The 15,701-nt window shown below is 62.4% G+C and carries 16 protein-coding genes; 6 read left to right on the top strand and 10 right to left on the bottom strand.

Annotated features, from left to right (window positions below):
* Positions 1 to 136 precede the first annotated feature (136 nt).
* The 7 genes from WMO66_RS02655 to WMO66_RS02625 form a co-directional block, all read right to left on the bottom strand.
* Positions 137 to 1,057 (bottom strand): arsenic efflux protein, encoded by a 921-nt coding sequence (locus tag WMO66_RS02655; protein WP_349134863.1) that lies wholly within the window; start codon positions 1,055 to 1,057, stop codon positions 137 to 139.
* 121 nt (positions 1,058 to 1,178) lie between these two features.
* Positions 1,179 to 2,099 (bottom strand): pseudouridine-5'-phosphate glycosidase, encoded by a 921-nt coding sequence (locus WMO66_RS02650; RefSeq protein ID WP_349134862.1) that lies wholly within the window; start codon positions 2,097 to 2,099, stop codon positions 1,179 to 1,181.
* 42 nt (positions 2,100 to 2,141) lie between these two features.
* Complete coding sequence (locus WMO66_RS02645) at positions 2,142 to 3,224, bottom strand: PfkB family carbohydrate kinase (RefSeq protein WP_349134861.1); 1,083 nt, start codon at positions 3,222 to 3,224, stop codon at positions 2,142 to 2,144.
* 125 nt (positions 3,225 to 3,349) lie between these two features.
* On the bottom strand, positions 3,350 to 4,168 hold the full coding sequence (gene nudC, locus WMO66_RS02640) for an NAD(+) diphosphatase (RefSeq protein WP_349134860.1): 819 nt from the start codon (positions 4,166 to 4,168) through the stop codon (positions 3,350 to 3,352).
* A gap of 2 nt (positions 4,169 to 4,170) precedes the next feature.
* Entirely contained in the window at positions 4,171 to 4,707 is a 537-nt protein-coding gene (locus tag WMO66_RS02635; RefSeq protein ID WP_349134859.1) for a GNAT family N-acetyltransferase, read from the bottom strand.
* 191 nt (positions 4,708 to 4,898) lie between these two features.
* Entirely contained in the window at positions 4,899 to 6,074 is a 1,176-nt protein-coding gene (locus WMO66_RS02630; RefSeq protein WP_349134858.1) for a cadherin-like domain-containing protein, read from the bottom strand.
* A 123-nt stretch (positions 6,075 to 6,197) separates the two neighbouring features.
* Entirely contained in the window at positions 6,198 to 7,349 is a 1,152-nt protein-coding gene (locus tag WMO66_RS02625; RefSeq protein WP_349134857.1) for an FtsW/RodA/SpoVE family cell cycle protein, read from the bottom strand.
* A gap of 150 nt (positions 7,350 to 7,499) precedes the next feature.
* Here WMO66_RS02625 and tsaE point away from each other — a divergent pair, with 150 nt between their 5' ends.
* From tsaE to upp, 3 genes are read left to right on the top strand one after another with little or no spacing between them, the layout of a single operon-like run.
* The gene (gene tsaE / locus WMO66_RS02620) at positions 7,500 to 7,937 is read left to right on the top strand and encodes a tRNA (adenosine(37)-N6)-threonylcarbamoyltransferase complex ATPase subunit type 1 TsaE (protein ID WP_349134864.1); all 438 of its coding nucleotides are present in this window, start codon (positions 7,500 to 7,502) and stop codon (positions 7,935 to 7,937) included.
* The gene (gene tsaB, locus WMO66_RS02615; RefSeq protein ID WP_349134856.1) at positions 7,918 to 8,640 is read left to right on the top strand and encodes a tRNA (adenosine(37)-N6)-threonylcarbamoyltransferase complex dimerization subunit type 1 TsaB; all 723 of its coding nucleotides are present in this window, start codon (positions 7,918 to 7,920) and stop codon (positions 8,638 to 8,640) included. The genes tsaE and tsaB overlap by 20 nt, the downstream gene beginning before the upstream one ends.
* Positions 8,633 to 9,265: a uracil phosphoribosyltransferase gene (gene upp / locus WMO66_RS02610; protein WP_349134855.1), complete on the top strand. Its 633-nt coding sequence runs from the start codon at positions 8,633 to 8,635 to the stop codon at positions 9,263 to 9,265. The genes tsaB and upp overlap by 8 nt, the downstream gene beginning before the upstream one ends.
* Before the next feature lie 332 nt (positions 9,266 to 9,597).
* On the opposite strand, the gene WMO66_RS02605 is transcribed toward upp, so the two are convergent.
* From WMO66_RS02605 to WMO66_RS02595, 3 genes are all read right to left on the bottom strand, one after another.
* Entirely contained in the window at positions 9,598 to 10,137 is a 540-nt protein-coding gene (locus tag WMO66_RS02605; RefSeq protein ID WP_418468615.1) for a chromate transporter, read from the bottom strand.
* A gap of 23 nt (positions 10,138 to 10,160) precedes the next feature.
* Positions 10,161 to 10,736: a chromate transporter gene (locus tag WMO66_RS02600; protein ID WP_349134853.1), complete on the bottom strand. Its 576-nt coding sequence runs from the start codon at positions 10,734 to 10,736 to the stop codon at positions 10,161 to 10,163.
* Positions 10,737 to 10,821: 85 nt separating this feature from the next.
* Positions 10,822 to 12,525: an S-layer homology domain-containing protein gene (locus WMO66_RS02595; RefSeq protein ID WP_349134852.1), complete on the bottom strand. Its 1,704-nt coding sequence runs from the start codon at positions 12,523 to 12,525 to the stop codon at positions 10,822 to 10,824.
* 188 nt (positions 12,526 to 12,713) lie between these two features.
* On the opposite strand from WMO66_RS02595, the gene WMO66_RS02590 reads away from it, so the two are divergent.
* From WMO66_RS02590 to WMO66_RS02580, 3 genes are all read left to right on the top strand, one after another.
* Positions 12,714 to 13,763: a hypothetical protein gene (locus tag WMO66_RS02590; RefSeq protein ID WP_349134851.1), complete on the top strand. Its 1,050-nt coding sequence runs from the start codon at positions 12,714 to 12,716 to the stop codon at positions 13,761 to 13,763.
* Between the two features lie 85 nt (positions 13,764 to 13,848).
* Positions 13,849 to 14,193 carry a P-II family nitrogen regulator gene (locus WMO66_RS02585; protein WP_349134850.1) on the top strand — a complete coding sequence of 115 codons (345 nt, stop codon included), beginning with the start codon at positions 13,849 to 13,851 and terminating at the stop codon, positions 14,191 to 14,193.
* Positions 14,190 to 15,362, top strand: coding sequence for a cation:proton antiporter (locus WMO66_RS02580; protein ID WP_349134849.1), 1,173 nt, complete (start codon positions 14,190 to 14,192; stop codon positions 15,360 to 15,362). The genes WMO66_RS02585 and WMO66_RS02580 overlap by 4 nt, the downstream gene beginning before the upstream one ends.
* Positions 15,363 to 15,701 lie beyond the last annotated feature (339 nt).

The following is a 15,701-nucleotide window of genomic DNA, read 5'->3' as shown; positions in this document are numbered from 1 at the left end:
GCGGCGGGTTATTGAACGCGAAAGGAAACCCTGACGGTTTCCTTTCACACTTTTCTTCCCTCCGAAACCTCCGGCTGGGCAGGTTTTTCGACAGCCTGGGGAGACTGTGCGGCTGCACAGTCTCCCCTCAATTTGTTCAGCCGGCCAGCAGCGTGACGGCGATGCCCGCCAGCACGCTGAAGCCATAGAGGATGGCGACGACGGCGGCGTTTTCCTTCCAGTTCCGGTTCGTGCGCAGCAGCACGAGCAGGCCGATGCCGGCATTGGACAGCAGGCCCGCGAACAGGCCGCCGAGGCCGAGCACGCCGCTCAGGTAGGACTCCGTCACGACGACGGAAACGGAGCAGTTCGGGATGAGGCCGAACAGGGCGAGGATGAGCTCCCCAAGGACGGGGCGGTTCAGCACCGTGCCGGACAGGCGTTCCACGCCGATATAATGGAACAGCAGATTCAGCGCGAAGTTCACCGCGATGAGCATGACGGCGATCTTCAGCGTGTGGCGCAGGGCGGCGAGGAACACGCTGCCCTCTTCTTCGTCGCAGTCGCAGTGCTCGCGTTCGCAGAAGCTGTGGATGCTCTTCTGCGCGCGGAACCAGCGGCCGAACAGCAGATCGGCCAGATAGCCGAGCAGGATGCCGAGCGCAGCCTTCGAGAGCGTGATGAGAACGATGGTCTTCCACGAGATGCCGCTGCTCTCCGTCAGCGAGGAGAGGAGGATGGGCAGCATCTCGTCCGATGTGGCAAAGAACACGGCCAGCATGGTGCCGACGGTGATGGAGCCGGTGGAAAACAGCGTGGCGGCCGCGCCCGAGATGCCGCACTGCGGCACAATGCCGAGCAGGCCGCCCAGCGCGGGACCGGCCCGGCGGGAATAGCGGCGCAGCAGGCCTTCGTTCAGGCGGCTGCTGCGCTCGAGCAGCTCCATGAGGAGATAGGCGAGAAATAAAATGGGGATGCTCAGCAGGCCGTCCTTCAGGCCGTCCAGCAGGGCGGAGAGAACGGCGCTCCAGCCGGTCATATCGGCGGAGGCGGCCCCATGCAGAAACAGTGGCGTCAAGTTCGTGGCTCCTTTGTGTGGAAAATCGGCTACCATTATACCGGAACAACCGGAAAAAAGCAATCGATTTTGCAAAAATCCCCGGACGCATTTGCGCCCGGGGAAAAAGGTCTTGCTTCGCTTACAGCGCGCAGTAGGCAGCAGCGGTCTTCGCGGCCAGACGGGCGTTGTTGTAGACGAGCTGGATGTTGGAAGCGAGGCTGTTGCCGCCGGTCAGGTCCTTGACCTTCGCGAGCAGGAACGGCGTCGTGGCCTTGCCGTGGATACCGGCGGCCTTGGCTTCCTCGATGGCCTCGTCGATGGCCTTGTTGATGACGTCCGGATCCATGGAATATTCCTCGGGGATCGGGTTCGTCACGAGCATGCCGCCGCGCAGGCCGAGCTCGTGCTGGGTCTTGAAGGCCTTGGCCAGCTCTTCCGGCGTGTCGATCTCATAGTCGACGGAGAAGCCGGACTTGCGGGTGTAGAAGGCGGGCAGCTCCTTCGTACCGTAGCCGATGACGGGCACGCCGTGGGTCTCGAGGTACTCAAGCGTCAGGCCGAGGTCCAGAATGGACTTTGCACCGGCGCAGACGACCATGACGGGCGTGGAGGCCAGCTCTTCCAGATCGGCAGAGATGTCCATGGTCGTCTCGGCACCGCGATGCACGCCGCCGATGCCGCCGGTGGCGAACACCTTGATGCCGGCCATATGAGCGATGATCATCGTGGTGGTGACGGTCGTTGCGCCGTCTTCGCCGCGGGCGCACAGGACAGCCAGATCGCGGCGGGAGGCCTTGGCGATGGCGGTGCCCTTCTTGCCGAAGTACTCGATCTCCTCTGCGGTCAGACCGGCCTTCAGGCGGCCGCCGATGATGGCGATGGTAGCGGGGACGGCGCCGTTCTCGCGGATGATGCGCTCGACCTCCAGAGCGGTCTGCACATTCTGCGGATAGGGCATGCCGTGGGAGATGATGGTGGATTCCAGAGCGACGACGGGCTTACCGGCGGCAATGGCCTCGGCGACCTCGGGCTTTACGTCAAGAAACTTGTTGAGCTGCATGATAAATATCCTCCTGTATCAAGAAATGAAAAATTAACAAATTTATTTTGCGGCCATGCGGCTGCGGACGGCGTCGGCAGACATGGCAGAGTTGATGGTTTCTTCGCCCTCGATGGCGATAGCGGCGGCTGCCTCAGCGGCGCGTGCCGTTTCGGCCAGCGCCGTGCCCTCGAGATAGGCCCAGGCGAGCGCAGCCATGAAGGCATCGCCGGCACCGGTGGCGTTGCGCATCTGCGCGGGGAGGCACGGCTGCATCAGCATTTCCTTCTGGTCGGCGGCGAACACGCCCTGCGTGCCAAGGGAGATGAACACGCGGTGCAGGCCGGTCTCGAGCAGTCTGGAAGCCGCAAGACGCAGGCTGGCTTCGTCCGTGATCTGTACGCCGGAGAGAAGCTCGGCCTCGATGCGGTTCGGCTTAAGCGTGTGGACCCTGCCGAGCACGGGCTGAACCTTGCGCGCCTTCGCCGTGGAGACGGGATCGACGAACACAGGGGGGGTACAGTGCGTGACAAGGTACTGCAGGGACTCTGCCGGAATGTTCGTATCGGCGACGATGACCTGCGCATTGTTCAGCAGGGACAGATTGGACGCGAGATAGGCGGGGGTGATGCGCTCGCAAATATCCATGTCGGAAAGGCCAAGCGCCATATCGCCGTCGACGTCGTTCAGGAAAAGGTAGGTGGACGTCGTGCCGCCGGGCACCTGCAGCGCGTGGCTGATGTCGATGCCGAGCTCGCCGCAGGAGGCCGCAACGCGCTGTGCATGCAGGTCGTCGCCGAAGGCGGTCAGCAGGCGGACATCCACGCCAAGCAGGCTCATGTTGTGGGCAATATTTCGTCCGACGCCGCCGAGACTGATGCGCACGCGGCCGGGGTTGGAATCCCGCGCGACGAGCGGCGCATAGGACTGGCCGCCGATGTCGACGTTCACGCCGCCGACGACGGCGGCATAGGTGCCGGAGCGGAGCACATAGCCCTTCCCGGCGATGTAGCCCTTTTTCATCAGGTTGGAGATATGGACTGCGACAGAGGAGCGGGTGATGCCCGCGCGTTCCGCAAGGGCTTCCTGCGAGATCATGGGGTCGGCCTCGATCCACTGCAGGATCTGCCGTTCACGCTGTGTCATGGGCGCGCCTCCTAAGCGAAGTTTTATTTTCTAATCTGTTGCTTAGTATAGCACGGATTTTCGGAATGTCAAGTCGCCGTGAAAAATATTTTGGGGCTGTCTCACCGGGAGGCAGCCCCAAGGCTTTATTTCGGAATGCGGCCCTCGCGGAAGCGGTCGATCATCTCGCCGGTCAGGCTGATGCGGGAGTAGTCCGCAGGGACGTCCTCCGGCGTATGCCACTCGGCCAGCGCAAGCTCGCCGTCACGCAGGACGGGCGTCGGGTCGCCGTCGACGTCGCAGAAGAAGCCGAGCAGCAGGCTGTCCGTCAGGACCCACGGCTGCGATTTGTAGAACCGCAGATTTTTGACGCGCAGGCCGACCTCCTCCATGACCTCGCGGCGGACGGTATCCTCGAACGATTCGCCGATCTCGCAGAAGCCTGCGATCAGGGCGTAGCGGCGGATGAGGGGGCGGTTGGCGTATTTTGTCATGAGCAGGCGGCCGTGATCCAGCACGGCGACGATGACGGCGGGGTTGATGCGCGGGTAGACGTTCTTATGGCAGACCGGGCAGGTCATGGCGCGTTCGGCCGGGTTTTCCGTCATGAGTGCGCCGCAGCGGCCGCAGAAGCGGTTTGCGGCATACCAGCGCTGCAGACTCTCACCGGTGGCGCAGGCGAAGGCCGTTTCGCGCGGCTCGGCATCGCGGTAGGTGACGGAGGGAACATAGCGCCAGCCCTCCGGCGCTTCGACCGGCTCCCGCGCCAGAAATACGGCGCGGTCGTCGAGGCGAAAGGCAAAATGGACAGCGATGTCCGGAAAATCAGCGCGCACCGGCAGACGCAGGGCATCCGCGGCGCTCAGCACGCCCTGTGGGCCGTAGATGAGCAGCAGGTCCGCGGGCTGCGGCTCTGCCGGGGTGAATTCAACGTGATATGTATGGGGCGCGATATCCTGCAGCATGGTCACAGGACCTCCTTCCATGAGATCGGAAATTCGGACGGTTCGCCCAGCGGGCACAGGGACTTTTCCAGCCAGGTCACGTCGTACCACCGGCCGAATTTGAAGCCGACCTGCCGGAAGCAGGCGGCATCGCGGTAGCCGATGGAGCGGTGGAATGCGAGAGACGGCTCGTTTGCGGATGTGACGACGGCGAAGACCTTTCGGCAGCCCTGCCTGCACAGCAGCTCCTCCACGCGGGCATAGAGCTGCCGCCCGATGCCGCGGTGCTGCGCCTCGTGGGCGAGATAGCAGGAGATTTCGGCATTCCACGCATAGGCAGCGCGCTCAAAGGCGCGCCCGGCATAGCAGTAGCCTAGCACCCGATTGTCCTCCTCCCAGACGAGCCAGGGATAGACGGCGGTGTGCTCCGCAAGGCGGCGGGTGAATTCCGCCTCGGACGGGACTTCATATTCAAAGCTGACGGCCGTCTGCGTAACGTATTCCGCGTAGATGGCGAGCATGGCGGGAACGTCGGCAGGGACGGCTTCTCGAATGGACATGGGATCACCTCAATTTTGGGCAACACCGCATAATTCCCTTCGGCTTTCGCCGGATATTTCTTGCCAATGCTCTTGCTGAATCGTGCAGTGCTGCCCTTGTTTCCGGTTCCTATGGTAGCACGAATTTTGAAAAAGTACAGAACTTTTTTGCAAAAAACTGCCCGCCTCTTTTCGAAGGCGGGCAAGGCGCGTTATTTCGGCAGACGGCTGACGCGGTAGAGCATGCGCGCCGCTTCAATGCGACTGACGCTCGTGTCCGCGGCGGCCAGCGGGATCCCCGCTTCCTGCAGGGCCTGCATGGACGAGGCCGCCCAATACGGCGCGTCCGTCTGGGAGACGGCTGCGGAGACGGGGAGCTCCAGCATGTTCTGCAGCATGACGGCGGCCTGCCCGGCCGTGACCGGCTCATTCGGGCGGAAGACGAGGCCGCGCTCGGAGACCATGCCGTTGACGATGCCGCGGCGCATGGCTGAGGCGAGATAGGGCTGGAGCCACGCGGGCGCGTCGTCGGCATCCGCAAAACCGGAGACCCGGAGCGTGTCGTCCACGGGGACATCGAGCAGCTCCATGGCCATCACGAGGAATTCCGCACGCGAGACCGTCTCCTGCGGCAGATAGCACAGCGTGCCCCCGATGCTGCGGCCGCCGGTCAGCCCGGCCGCGGCCGTCCACATGGCTTCAAACTGATCCAGACTGCCCGTAAGATCGGCAAAGGCGCGGCATTCCGACGGCTTTTTGACCGTGATGCGGACCGTTGCAGGGTGGGAGACGTTTCCGGCGGCATCCGTGACCGTAAAGGTGAAGCTGTCCTCGCCGACCTTATTCTTGGCGGGGGTGTAGACGAAGCTGCCGTTTTCCTGCAGCTCGACCTTGCCGCGCTTCGGCTCCTCGGCGAGCTGAAAGGTCAGGTTTGTGTCCTCCGGGTCGGAGCCGGTGAGCCGGCCGTCGTTCGGAATGTTTTTGTACGTCTCCAATTCCGCGTCGTCGGCCTTCGGCGCGGCGTCCTTGGCCGAGCGGATGCGGATCGTGACCTGCGCCGGTTCGCCGAGCGCCGTGCCGCGGATGGGGCAGTAGCACAGAGCGGCCTCCTGCCCGCCGGTGCTGACCGGCAGAAGCTCCAGCTCGCCCAGCACGGACACGGGCAGCACGTCGCCTGCACGGATGACGCGCTCACCGAGGCAGACCGTCGCCACGTCGGCCTCTGGCACGGACGTGACGAAGATGCCGTTCAGGTCCGAGAGCGTGTCCGCGCGAAAATCCGTCTCGCGGAAGCAGTAGGCGATGGGGTAAAGCGTCTCCGGCCCGGCCGCGTGCGCGGCCGGGAGCATGCACAGAAGCGCCAGCAGAAGAAGCAGCGTTCGTTTCATGGTGTTCCCTCCTAAAAAAGTCATCGCGCGTAGGATACACCGATTTCTCCAGATTATGCAAAAAGCGGCAGCACTGCGTTCTGCAGTGCTGCCGATAGCTTGGTAAAACTGGTAAAAAGTACGTCAATAGGGCCGGATATAGTGTGCGCTCATATCGGGGGCGGGGCGCATCTTGATGCCGGAGACGATACCCATGGCGAGGAACGACGTCAGGATGGAGCTGCCGCCGTAGCTCAAAAACGGCAGGGCCAGACCGACGACCGGGAACAGGCCGAGGCAGACGCCGACGTTGATGAGGATCTGGAACAGCAGCATCGAGGCGATGCCGATGCAGATGAGGCGGTTCATGTAATCCGGAGACTTCATGCCGACCTGAATGCAGCGCAGGACGATGGCCAGCAGCAGGAACAGGGCGGCAAGGCAGCCGAGCATGCCGAGCTGCTCGCCAATGGACGAGAAGATGGAGTCCGTGTGCTGGGCGGGCAGGTAGCCGATGCTCGTCAGGTCGCCGTGGAACAGACCCTGCCCCGTCAGCCCGCCGTTGCGCAGGGCCTCAAGGCTTTTGTTCGTCTGCCACAGCACGCCGAGGCCGTCCGGGTCTATGGACGGGTCGATCAGGGCAAGAATGCGCTGCTTCTGGTCGTCGCGGATAAAGTATTTCCAGAGATAGGGCGAGACGGCCGCGACGGCGCCCGCGCCGCCGAGGAACCACCAGCCGCTCACGCCGCCGACATAGGCCATGACGACAAACAGGAACATGAAGATCAGCGCAACGCCGGTATCGTGAGAAATGACGACGATCAGGGCGACGATCCAGAGCATGTGGAACGTGAGCGTGCCGACGGAGCGCAGCGAGGAGATGCGGTTGCGGTTCAGGCTCATGGTCTTGGCCAGAATGATGATATAGGTGATCTTGCAGACCTCGGCGGGCTGAATGTTGAACGGCAGGAAGGGAAAGTGCAGCCAGCTTTTGTTGCCGGACGTACCCTCGACGCCCCAGACGAGCAGCATGGCCAGAAAGGCGGTATTGAACAGGAACAGCAGCGTCCGCTGCCCGGCGAGGATGTCGATGTCGAAGGCGGTGAGCGCCAGATACAGCAGAATGCCCGTGATCAGCGCGCCCGTCTGGATGATAACGTAGCGGCTGCTGCCGTCATAGGCCGTGGAGGCCGCGACCATCACGATGCCGAACACGGAGGTCAGCACGCACAGCGCCAGCAGGACCATATCCCCCTTGCGCAGGACCTCCAGCAGTTTTGCCCCAAATTTTCGCATGCCGTCACCTCCCGATTTCGTTCTTCTTATTCTATCATCGATCCGGCATTCTGTAAACCCAAAAGTATGTTTTGCAAAAAACGCGCGGATATGGTAAAATAAACAAAAGCAGCTGCGAAATGCAGCCGGAGAGAAAGGAACGTGAGAACGATGCGGTTTGTGACCCACAGCGCCGACGAGACCGAGGCGCTGGGCGAAAGGCTGGCCAAAACGCTGCACGGCGGCGAGATCATCGCCTTTACGGGCGATCTCGGCGCGGGAAAAACGGCGTTCACCCGCGGACTTGCGCGCGGACTCGGGATCCCGATGCGTGTGACCAGCCCGACCTATACCATCGTCAACGAATATACGGGCGGCCGTCTGCCGCTGTTCCATTTCGATATGTACCGGCTCGGCTCGAGTGACGAGCTGTTTGACATCGGCTGGGAGGACTACCTGCAGCGCGGCGGCGTGTGCGCGGTGGAGTGGAGCGAAAACGTCGCGGACGCCATGCAGGGCGCAATCTCGGTGCGCATCGGCCGCGATTCGGACGAGCAGCGCACGATCATCATCGAAGGAGGCGGGCTGGATGCGGATTCTGGCATTTGAGACCTCGGCGAAGGCGGCATCCGTCGCTCTGCTGGAGGGCGACATGCTGCTTGGCGAGCTCTATCTGAACTGCGGCCTGACGCACAGCCGGACGCTGCTGGAATCGGCGCAGCGCCTGCTGGAGATCACGGAGCTGACGGCAAAGGACATCGACGCCGTCGCCTGCGCGGCGGGGCCGGGCAGCTTTACCGGCGTGCGCATCGGCGTGGCGGCCGCTAAGGGCTTTGCATGGGGGCGGGATATCCCGTGCTGCGGCGTTTCGACGCTTGAGGCCATGGCATGGCAGGCATCGGAATTTTCCGGCATCGTGTGCTGCGCCATGGATGCGCGGCGTTCCCAGGTGTATCACGCGCGCTTCCTCGCAGAGAACGGAACACTGACACGCCTGTGCCCCGACTGCGCCGTTTCACTCGACGAGGTGCGGCTTGCGCTGGAAAATTGCGAAAAACCGAAAATAATGGTTGGCGACGGCGCACAGTTGTGCTATAATACGTTCGGTACGGAAATCTCCGGCTGCATGCTTGCGCCGGAGCATAGGAGAATGCAGCGCGCTTCAGGTGTGGCGCTCGCTGCGCGGCGGCTCCTCGGTGAAGGGGCGGATTGCAGCGGCGCGGCGCTCGCGCCGAATTATCTGCGTCTGTCTCAGGCAGAGCGGGAACGTGCGGAGCGCCTGCGCACATCGAAGGAGAGTGTCAATGGGTAAAGTACAGGTTTTGGATCATCCGCTGCTGCAGCACAAGCTCTCGATCCTCCGTGACAAGAACACGGGCGTGAAGGAATTCCGCGAGATCGTCGGCGAGATCGCAGCCCTGATGTGCTATGAAGCGACCAGAAATCTTCCGACGGAAGAAGTCGAGATCGAGACGCCGGTCGCCATGGCGAAGACAAAGGTCCTTTCCGGCAAAAAGCTGGCGATCGTTCCCATCCTGCGCGCAGGTCTGGGCATGGTCGACTCCATGATCGAGCTGATCCCCTCTGCGAAGGTCGGTCATATCGGTCTGTTCCGTGATCCGGAGACCCATGAGCCGGTCAAGTATTACTGCAAGATGCCGCCCGATATCTCGGAGCGTCAGGTCTTCGTGGTCGATCCGATGCTGGCCACCGGCGGCAGCGCCGTTGCTGCGCTGGACATCCTGAAGAAGGAATACGGCTGCAGGTATCTCACCCTGATGGATATCATCGCTGCGCCAGAGGGCGTGAAGGCTGTGACGGAGGCGCATCCCGATGTCGATCTCTATGTCGCAGCCGTGGATGACCATCTGAACGAGCATGCTTATATCGTGCCCGGCCTCGGTGATGCGGGCGACCGTATCTTCGGCACGAAGTAAAACAGAATAAAACGGCAGCCGCTGCGCAGTGCAGCGGCTGTTTTTTTCGTAAAAAAACGATGCTCTCTCTAAAGGGATTGCAGCAGCTTGCGAATTCGCCGGGGCTGCCCGATTATCCAACAGGGTACTGCGAGATTGCCACGTCGGCCTGCGGCCTCCTCGCAATGACAATTCGGGAGCGTTTGCCATTTTGACGGCGGTTTGTACGGACTGCAAGTGCGTCGCCGGGCCCGGCTGTCCGCTCCCCTACAACGGCAGATGCGGTCGGCGGAGTGCCACCAAACCTGCAGCCTGCAAGGCGCTCAGGGAACGCCGCTACAGACGCAAGCTGCCTAAATGCTCCAGAGCAGGATACCGAGGACGGCGGACAGGCCGATCATGGCAATGGGGGAGGGCACTTTGCCGCGCAGCTTTTTCCACAGGAAATGGACGGCGGCAAGGACCGCCAGCACAAGAAGCGAGCGGATATCCGGCGCAGGGACATCACCGAGGTGCGTAAAGCCGAGCAGGCGCGTCAGGCCCATGGTCACGGCCGTGGCAAGAATGAGCGCCACGACGCACGGCCGCACGCCGGAGAGAAACGCCTCGACGCCGCGGTATTTCATGAGATTCCGCAGCACGGCGGCAATGAGCAGCAGGAGCAGAAACGACGGCAGCACGACGCCGAGCGTCGCGACCAGCGCGCCCCAGAAGCCCCCCTGCGACGAACCGACGAATGTGGCCATATTCACGGCCAGCGGGCCGGGCGTCGACTCCGAGACGGCGATAAAGCTCAAAAACTCCGATTCCGTCAGCCAGCCGTTGGACAGAACGGTCTCCCGCACAAGGGAGATCATGCCGTAGCCGCCGCCGAAGGACAGCGCGCCGATCATTAGAAAATTCCAGAACAGCCGGATCACGGCTTCCCACCGCCTCTCCGCAGCTGCCGCACGCCGTAGACGCAGAGCCCGGCCGTGCCGCTGAGCAGAATGAAATAGATGGAGGAGAACGAGACGGCAAGCATGGAGCAGGCCAGCATGGCCAGCAGAACGATGGCGAGGATCACGTTATCCAGCGGACGGTGCGGCAGCTTCCGGACCATTTTCCATCCGGCGGATGCGATGAGATAGACAACGCAGACCTGAATGCCGCGGAAGGCATAGCCGACGGTGGTCAGCGCAAGAAAGCGGTCAAAGAATTGGGAAATCGCAAAAATGATCAGGAACGACGGCAGGCACACGGCCAGTGTGGCAAGCGCCGCGCCGGACACCCCGGCAACATGGAAGCCGACATACGTCGCTGCATTCACGGCGACGGGGCCGGGCGTCGATTCCGCAATGGCTGCCATGTCGAGAAATTCGTCGTGCCCGATCCAGCCCTTTTTCTCGATGAGCTCGTGCTCCAGCAGCGCGATCATGGCATAGCCGCCGCCGAACGTGAACGCGCCGATTTTCAGAAACGTCAGAAACAGGGAAAGCCGCCTGCTTTTCATGTGAACCACCTCCGGCATCAGTATAGGGCATTGCAGCAGAAAAAGCAAGAGGCCGCCCGATTGGACGGCCTCAGTGATTTTTCGGTTATGCTTCCGTGAGCTTGAGATAGCGGGACATGAGCGTGGCGACCTGGGCGCGTGTGGCGGAGCCCTGCGGGTCCAGATAGGCCGTGCCGTGCTCCAGCGTGCCGTTGACGATGCCGTTGGCTACGCACCAGCTCAGGGCGTCCGTGGCATAGGCGCTGACGCTGCCGGCATCCGGGAAGAGCTTGAGATCGGCGCGCGCGGTGACGTCCATACCGACCTTCCCGGCATAGCGGTACAGGACGGCGGCCAGCTGCTCGCGGGTGATCTTGGCGTCCGGGTCAAACTTGTTGTTGCCAACACCGTTGACGATGCCGTTCTGCGCAGCCCATGCGACGGCCTGCGTGTACCACTGATCGGCGGGAACGTCCGTGAAGCCGTTCGTGCCCTCGTTCGGAGAACCGGCGCTGCGCCACAGCACCGTGACGAGCATGGCGCGGGTCATGGTGGAGTCCGGCTCGAACGTCACGGGGCCGGTGCCGTTCATCAGGCCGCGGTCGACGATGTCGTCCACGCCGTCGGCATACCACTGCGTGCCGTCGAGGTCGAGGAAACGGCGGGAGAGAATGTGCGTCGCCTCATGACCGCAGACGGTGCAGTTGATCTGCTGCCAGCCGTCGCGGCTGGCCGTGGGGGCCTGCTCGGAGAGGACGTCGCCGGTGTGCGGCGTGACGGTCACGGCGCAGGACGCAAGCCCGGTGCGGCCGTCCGGGAAGGTGAGGGAAGCGTTTACAATGGTAGAGCCTTCACGCAGTGCGGTGATGATGCCATCCTGCGCAACGCTGACGATCTGCGGATCGTTTGAGCTCCAGACAGCCTTCGTCTGGCCGTCATCCGGCGAGACCGTAAAGGAAAGCTTTGCAGAGGAGCCCTCGTGCAGAGTCTGCTCCTTCTGGGCCATGGAGGCGGTGTAGCCGCGGACGGTCAGGCGGAAGCCGCCCATGTAGCCGCCAAGCAGGACATAGAACGTCGTGCTGCCCGGCTGCTCGGCGCGGATGGTGATGTCGTTGCCGAAATCCAGAGCGCTGAAGACGGATTCGTTGCTGATGCTCAGCTCGTAGTTGCGGCGGGCCGTCGTGTTGGCGGGGCTGAAGGCCACGCGCGTCGTGATCTCCTGACCGGGATCGAGGTACATGACGTCCTTGACGCTCTCCATGTACACGCCCTGCAGCGGGATGGGATTGTTGACGACCTGGATCTGCGTTTTGGTCTCCGTGCCGCTCACGGGGCGGGCCTCGCCGTTGACGGCGACAAGGACCGTGCTCACAACGGTGTAAGTACCGGCAGAGAGCGTGGACGTGAGCGCGCTGTCCAGCGAGAGCTCAAGCAGCTGCGGCTCTGCGGAGGTATAGCCATCGGCATAGCCGCCGACGTAATTGGCTTCCGTGATGCTGGTGCCGCGGTAGACTTCAATGGAATAACCGTAGGTACCGGAGTAGGTGCCGCGGTAGAGGCTGTAATAGAGATAACCCTCATAACCCCTGGCGATGGACAGGCTGCGCATGCTGGCGTGCGGCACGCACATAGGCTCGATCTCGGCGCGGACAGCCGGGATCTCAACGGTCGGGGTATTCAGAAGAACGGACGGATGCTCCGAGGCGGGCTGCAGTGTCGGCTGCTTTTCCGCTTCCTGCGCGAAGGCAGGAACGGCCAGCGCGGCCAGCAGGCACAGGGTGAGCAGCAGGCTGAGACAACGTTTTTTCATGGTGATCTTCCTTTCTTTCTTGTGATGCTGAAAATGCGGGAAGCGATGATCTTCCACATTTTTATGGTATTTTAGCACAAAATATGTGTCCTGTCAATGTTTGCATATAGAAATAAAGTCTAAATTTGGAGAAGGAACATTTTCGCTCCGCCGCGCATAGATATCTGGGAGAAAGGCAGGTGCTGTTGATGCAGGCAACATTTTTTCTGGGTTCGTGCACACCGCGGGGGTTTTCCACCTTTGCCTCGGAGCTGGCGGAGGAGTGCGGCGCGGTGGATTACATCAAGGGCGGCTCCGGCTGCGGCAAGTCGACGTTCCTCCGGCGCATTGCCGATGAGGCGGCCGCACGGGGGCTGGAGGTATGGCGGTTTCTGTGCTCGTCCGATCCGCAGTCCCTCGATGCCGTCGTGCTGCCGTCGCTCGGGCGCGGCTGGGTCGATGCCACGGCACCCCATGTGCTCGAGCCGACGCTGTGCGCCGGGCGGGAGGGCTATGTGGACTTCGGCGCGTTTTATGACCGGGCGGGCATCGCACGCGTCGAGCCGGAGCTGCGCCGCCGGAAGCGGGAGAACGCCGCGCAGTATCCGCTCGTGACGGCGTGCCTCGCCGCGGCGGACCGCCTGTTGGACCCGGCGCGGGCCATGTGGGAGGAGCCGCGCTGCCGCCGCGATCTCGAGGAGCTGGCGGGCTGCCTGGCGCTGACGGCCCTGCGGCCCTCCGGGCGGCAGGGGAGGGTCCGGCGGCGGTTCCTCAGTGCCGTAACGCCGGAGGGGCTGTCGTTCTGCACGGAGACGGCTGCGGCTGTGTGCGGGCGGGTCTATGTGCTGGAGGACAGCTACGGCCTTGCCCCGGCTCTGCTGCAGCGCGTGCTGGAACAGGCTCTGCAGCTCGGGCAGACGTGCCTTGTCTGCTACACGCCGCTGCAGCCGGACGGCGCGCCCGCGCACCTGCTTGTGCCGGGGGCAGGGGCGGCCTTTGTGGCGAGCAGTCCGGACTTCCCCTATGCGGGTGAGCGCTGCTGTACGCTGGAGCTGGACGGCACGCTGCCGCCCGCGGCGCGCGACACGCTGCACTTTGCGCGGGACACGGCGGGAACGCTCCTGCGGAAGGCAGCGGAGCATGTGCGCGAGGCAAAGCGCATCCATGATGAGCTGGAGGCCCTGTGCCGCCCCTATGTGGACTTCGCAGCGGCAGATGCGCTGACGGAGCGGACGCTGCACGAGCTGTTTCCGGCGTAAAAAAACGAAAAAATCCGTGATTTCCTGTTGTTTTTTCGGAGAGACAGTGCTAAGATAGTGTCCGGAAAAATTTCAGGAGGCGAACATGATGCAGCTATTGGTGATCGTTCTGAACAAGCTGGAATGTCTGGATAAGCTTCTCACGGCGCTGGAGGAGGAACATATCCCCGGCGCGACCATTCTGGACAGCCGCGGCATGGCGCAGCAGCTCGAGGGGCACGACGAGCTTCGGTTCCTCGGCTCCCTGCGGATGCTGATGAACCCTGCGCACAAGGAAAACAAGATGATTTTTATGGTGCTGGACGGTGAGAAGGTGCGCACGGTCAGCCGCGTCGTCAATGAGGTAACGGGAGGACTGGATCAGCCGGACAGCGGCATCCTCTTCACGGTGCCGATCTCGTATGTGGAAGGACTGGGCAAATACCAATGAATCTCAATACCCTGCTGGACCTGGCCATCATGATCTTTGCGGGCATGTTCTGCGGGCGCATGGCAAAGCATGTGCATCTGCCGAACGTGACAGGCTATCTTGTGGCGGGTCTTCTCATCGGGCCGAGCGTTTTCGGCCTGCTGTCGGAGGATTTTCTCACGACGATCAATATCATTTCCGATGTGGCGCTGGGCTTCATTGCTTTCTCCATCGGCAATGAGTTCAAAATGTCCTATTTCAAGCGTGTCGGTGTTGCGCCGATCGTCATCGCGTGCCTCGAATCGCTGTTTGCGGTCGTATTTGTGGTGCTCGGCCTGCTGATCGCGAGACAGCCGCTGCCGTTCTCGCTTGTGCTGGGCGCGATCGCGGCAGCCACGGCTCCGGCTGCGACCATCATGGTCATCAAGCAGTACCGCGCGAAGGGCCCCGTGACGGAGACGCTGCTGTCCGTCGTCGCGATTGACGACGCGACGGCCCTTATCCTGTTCTCGCTCGCCGTCGCCGTGGCGCAGGGCCTGACGGACGCGGGCGCGTCGTTCGGCGCGTCCCTGCTGTCACCGCTGCGCGAGATCGGTGGCGCAATCGTGGTGGGCGCGGCGCTCGGCTTTATTTTCCTGCTGCCGCTGCGCTTCTTCAAGAAGGCTGGCAACCGCCTGTCACTTATCGTGGCGTTCGTGTTTGCGGGCATCGGCATCGCTACCCTGTTTGATTTGTCATCCCTGCTGTTGTGCATGGCCATGGGCGCGGTCGTGGCGAACTTCTCACCGGATGTCACGCAGATTATGGACATCTGCGACGGTGTGACGCCGCCGATCTTTCTGCTGTTCTTCGTCGCGTCCGGCGCGGACCTCAAGCTGTCTGTGCTGCCGACGGTCGGCCTCATCGGCGTGATCTACATCGTGCTGCGAGTGGCCGGCAAGGCCTTCGGCGCTTCGCTTGGCGGCATCGTGTGCAAGTGTGACAAGAACGTGAAAAAGTACCTTGGCCCGTGCCTGCTGCCGCAGGCCGGTGTGGCCATCGGTCTGTCGCTGGCAGCCGGTAAGATCGTGCCGCATTTTGCACCGCAGATCCGCGCGGTTATCCTCTGCGGTACGCTCATCTATGAGCTTATCGGCCCGGCCGTGACGAAGCTCTCGCTCAAAAAGGCCGGAGAGATCACGACAAACTGAAAACAATACAGGTAATACAGGTACAGCAAAAGCCCGGGGCGGAAGCCCCGGGCTCAGCTTGTCAAAAAAGTCCCTTCGGGCCTTTTTCGCCAAGCTGTTTTCAGAATTGCAAAATCAAATTATGCAGCATGATTTTGCAATTCTGCCGCTGCGGCGGGTTATTGAACGCGAAAGGACACCCTGACGGTTTCCTTTCACACGATCCTTCCCTCCGAAACTTTCGGCTGGGCAGGTTTTTCGACAGTCTTAGCCCGGGGCAGAAGCCCCGGGCTTCTGCTTTCACCTTTCGCCTAAGAGCCATTCGGCGTTTCGTTAAAAGCCTCGCAGAGTTGGCCCCCC

This window comes from Faecousia intestinalis, assembly GCF_040096185.1.
GTDB lineage: Bacteria > Bacillota > Clostridia > Oscillospirales > Oscillospiraceae > JAZOXB01.
Note: the sequence above shows the minus strand (reverse complement) of the source record. Positions and strands in the feature narration are given on the sequence as shown.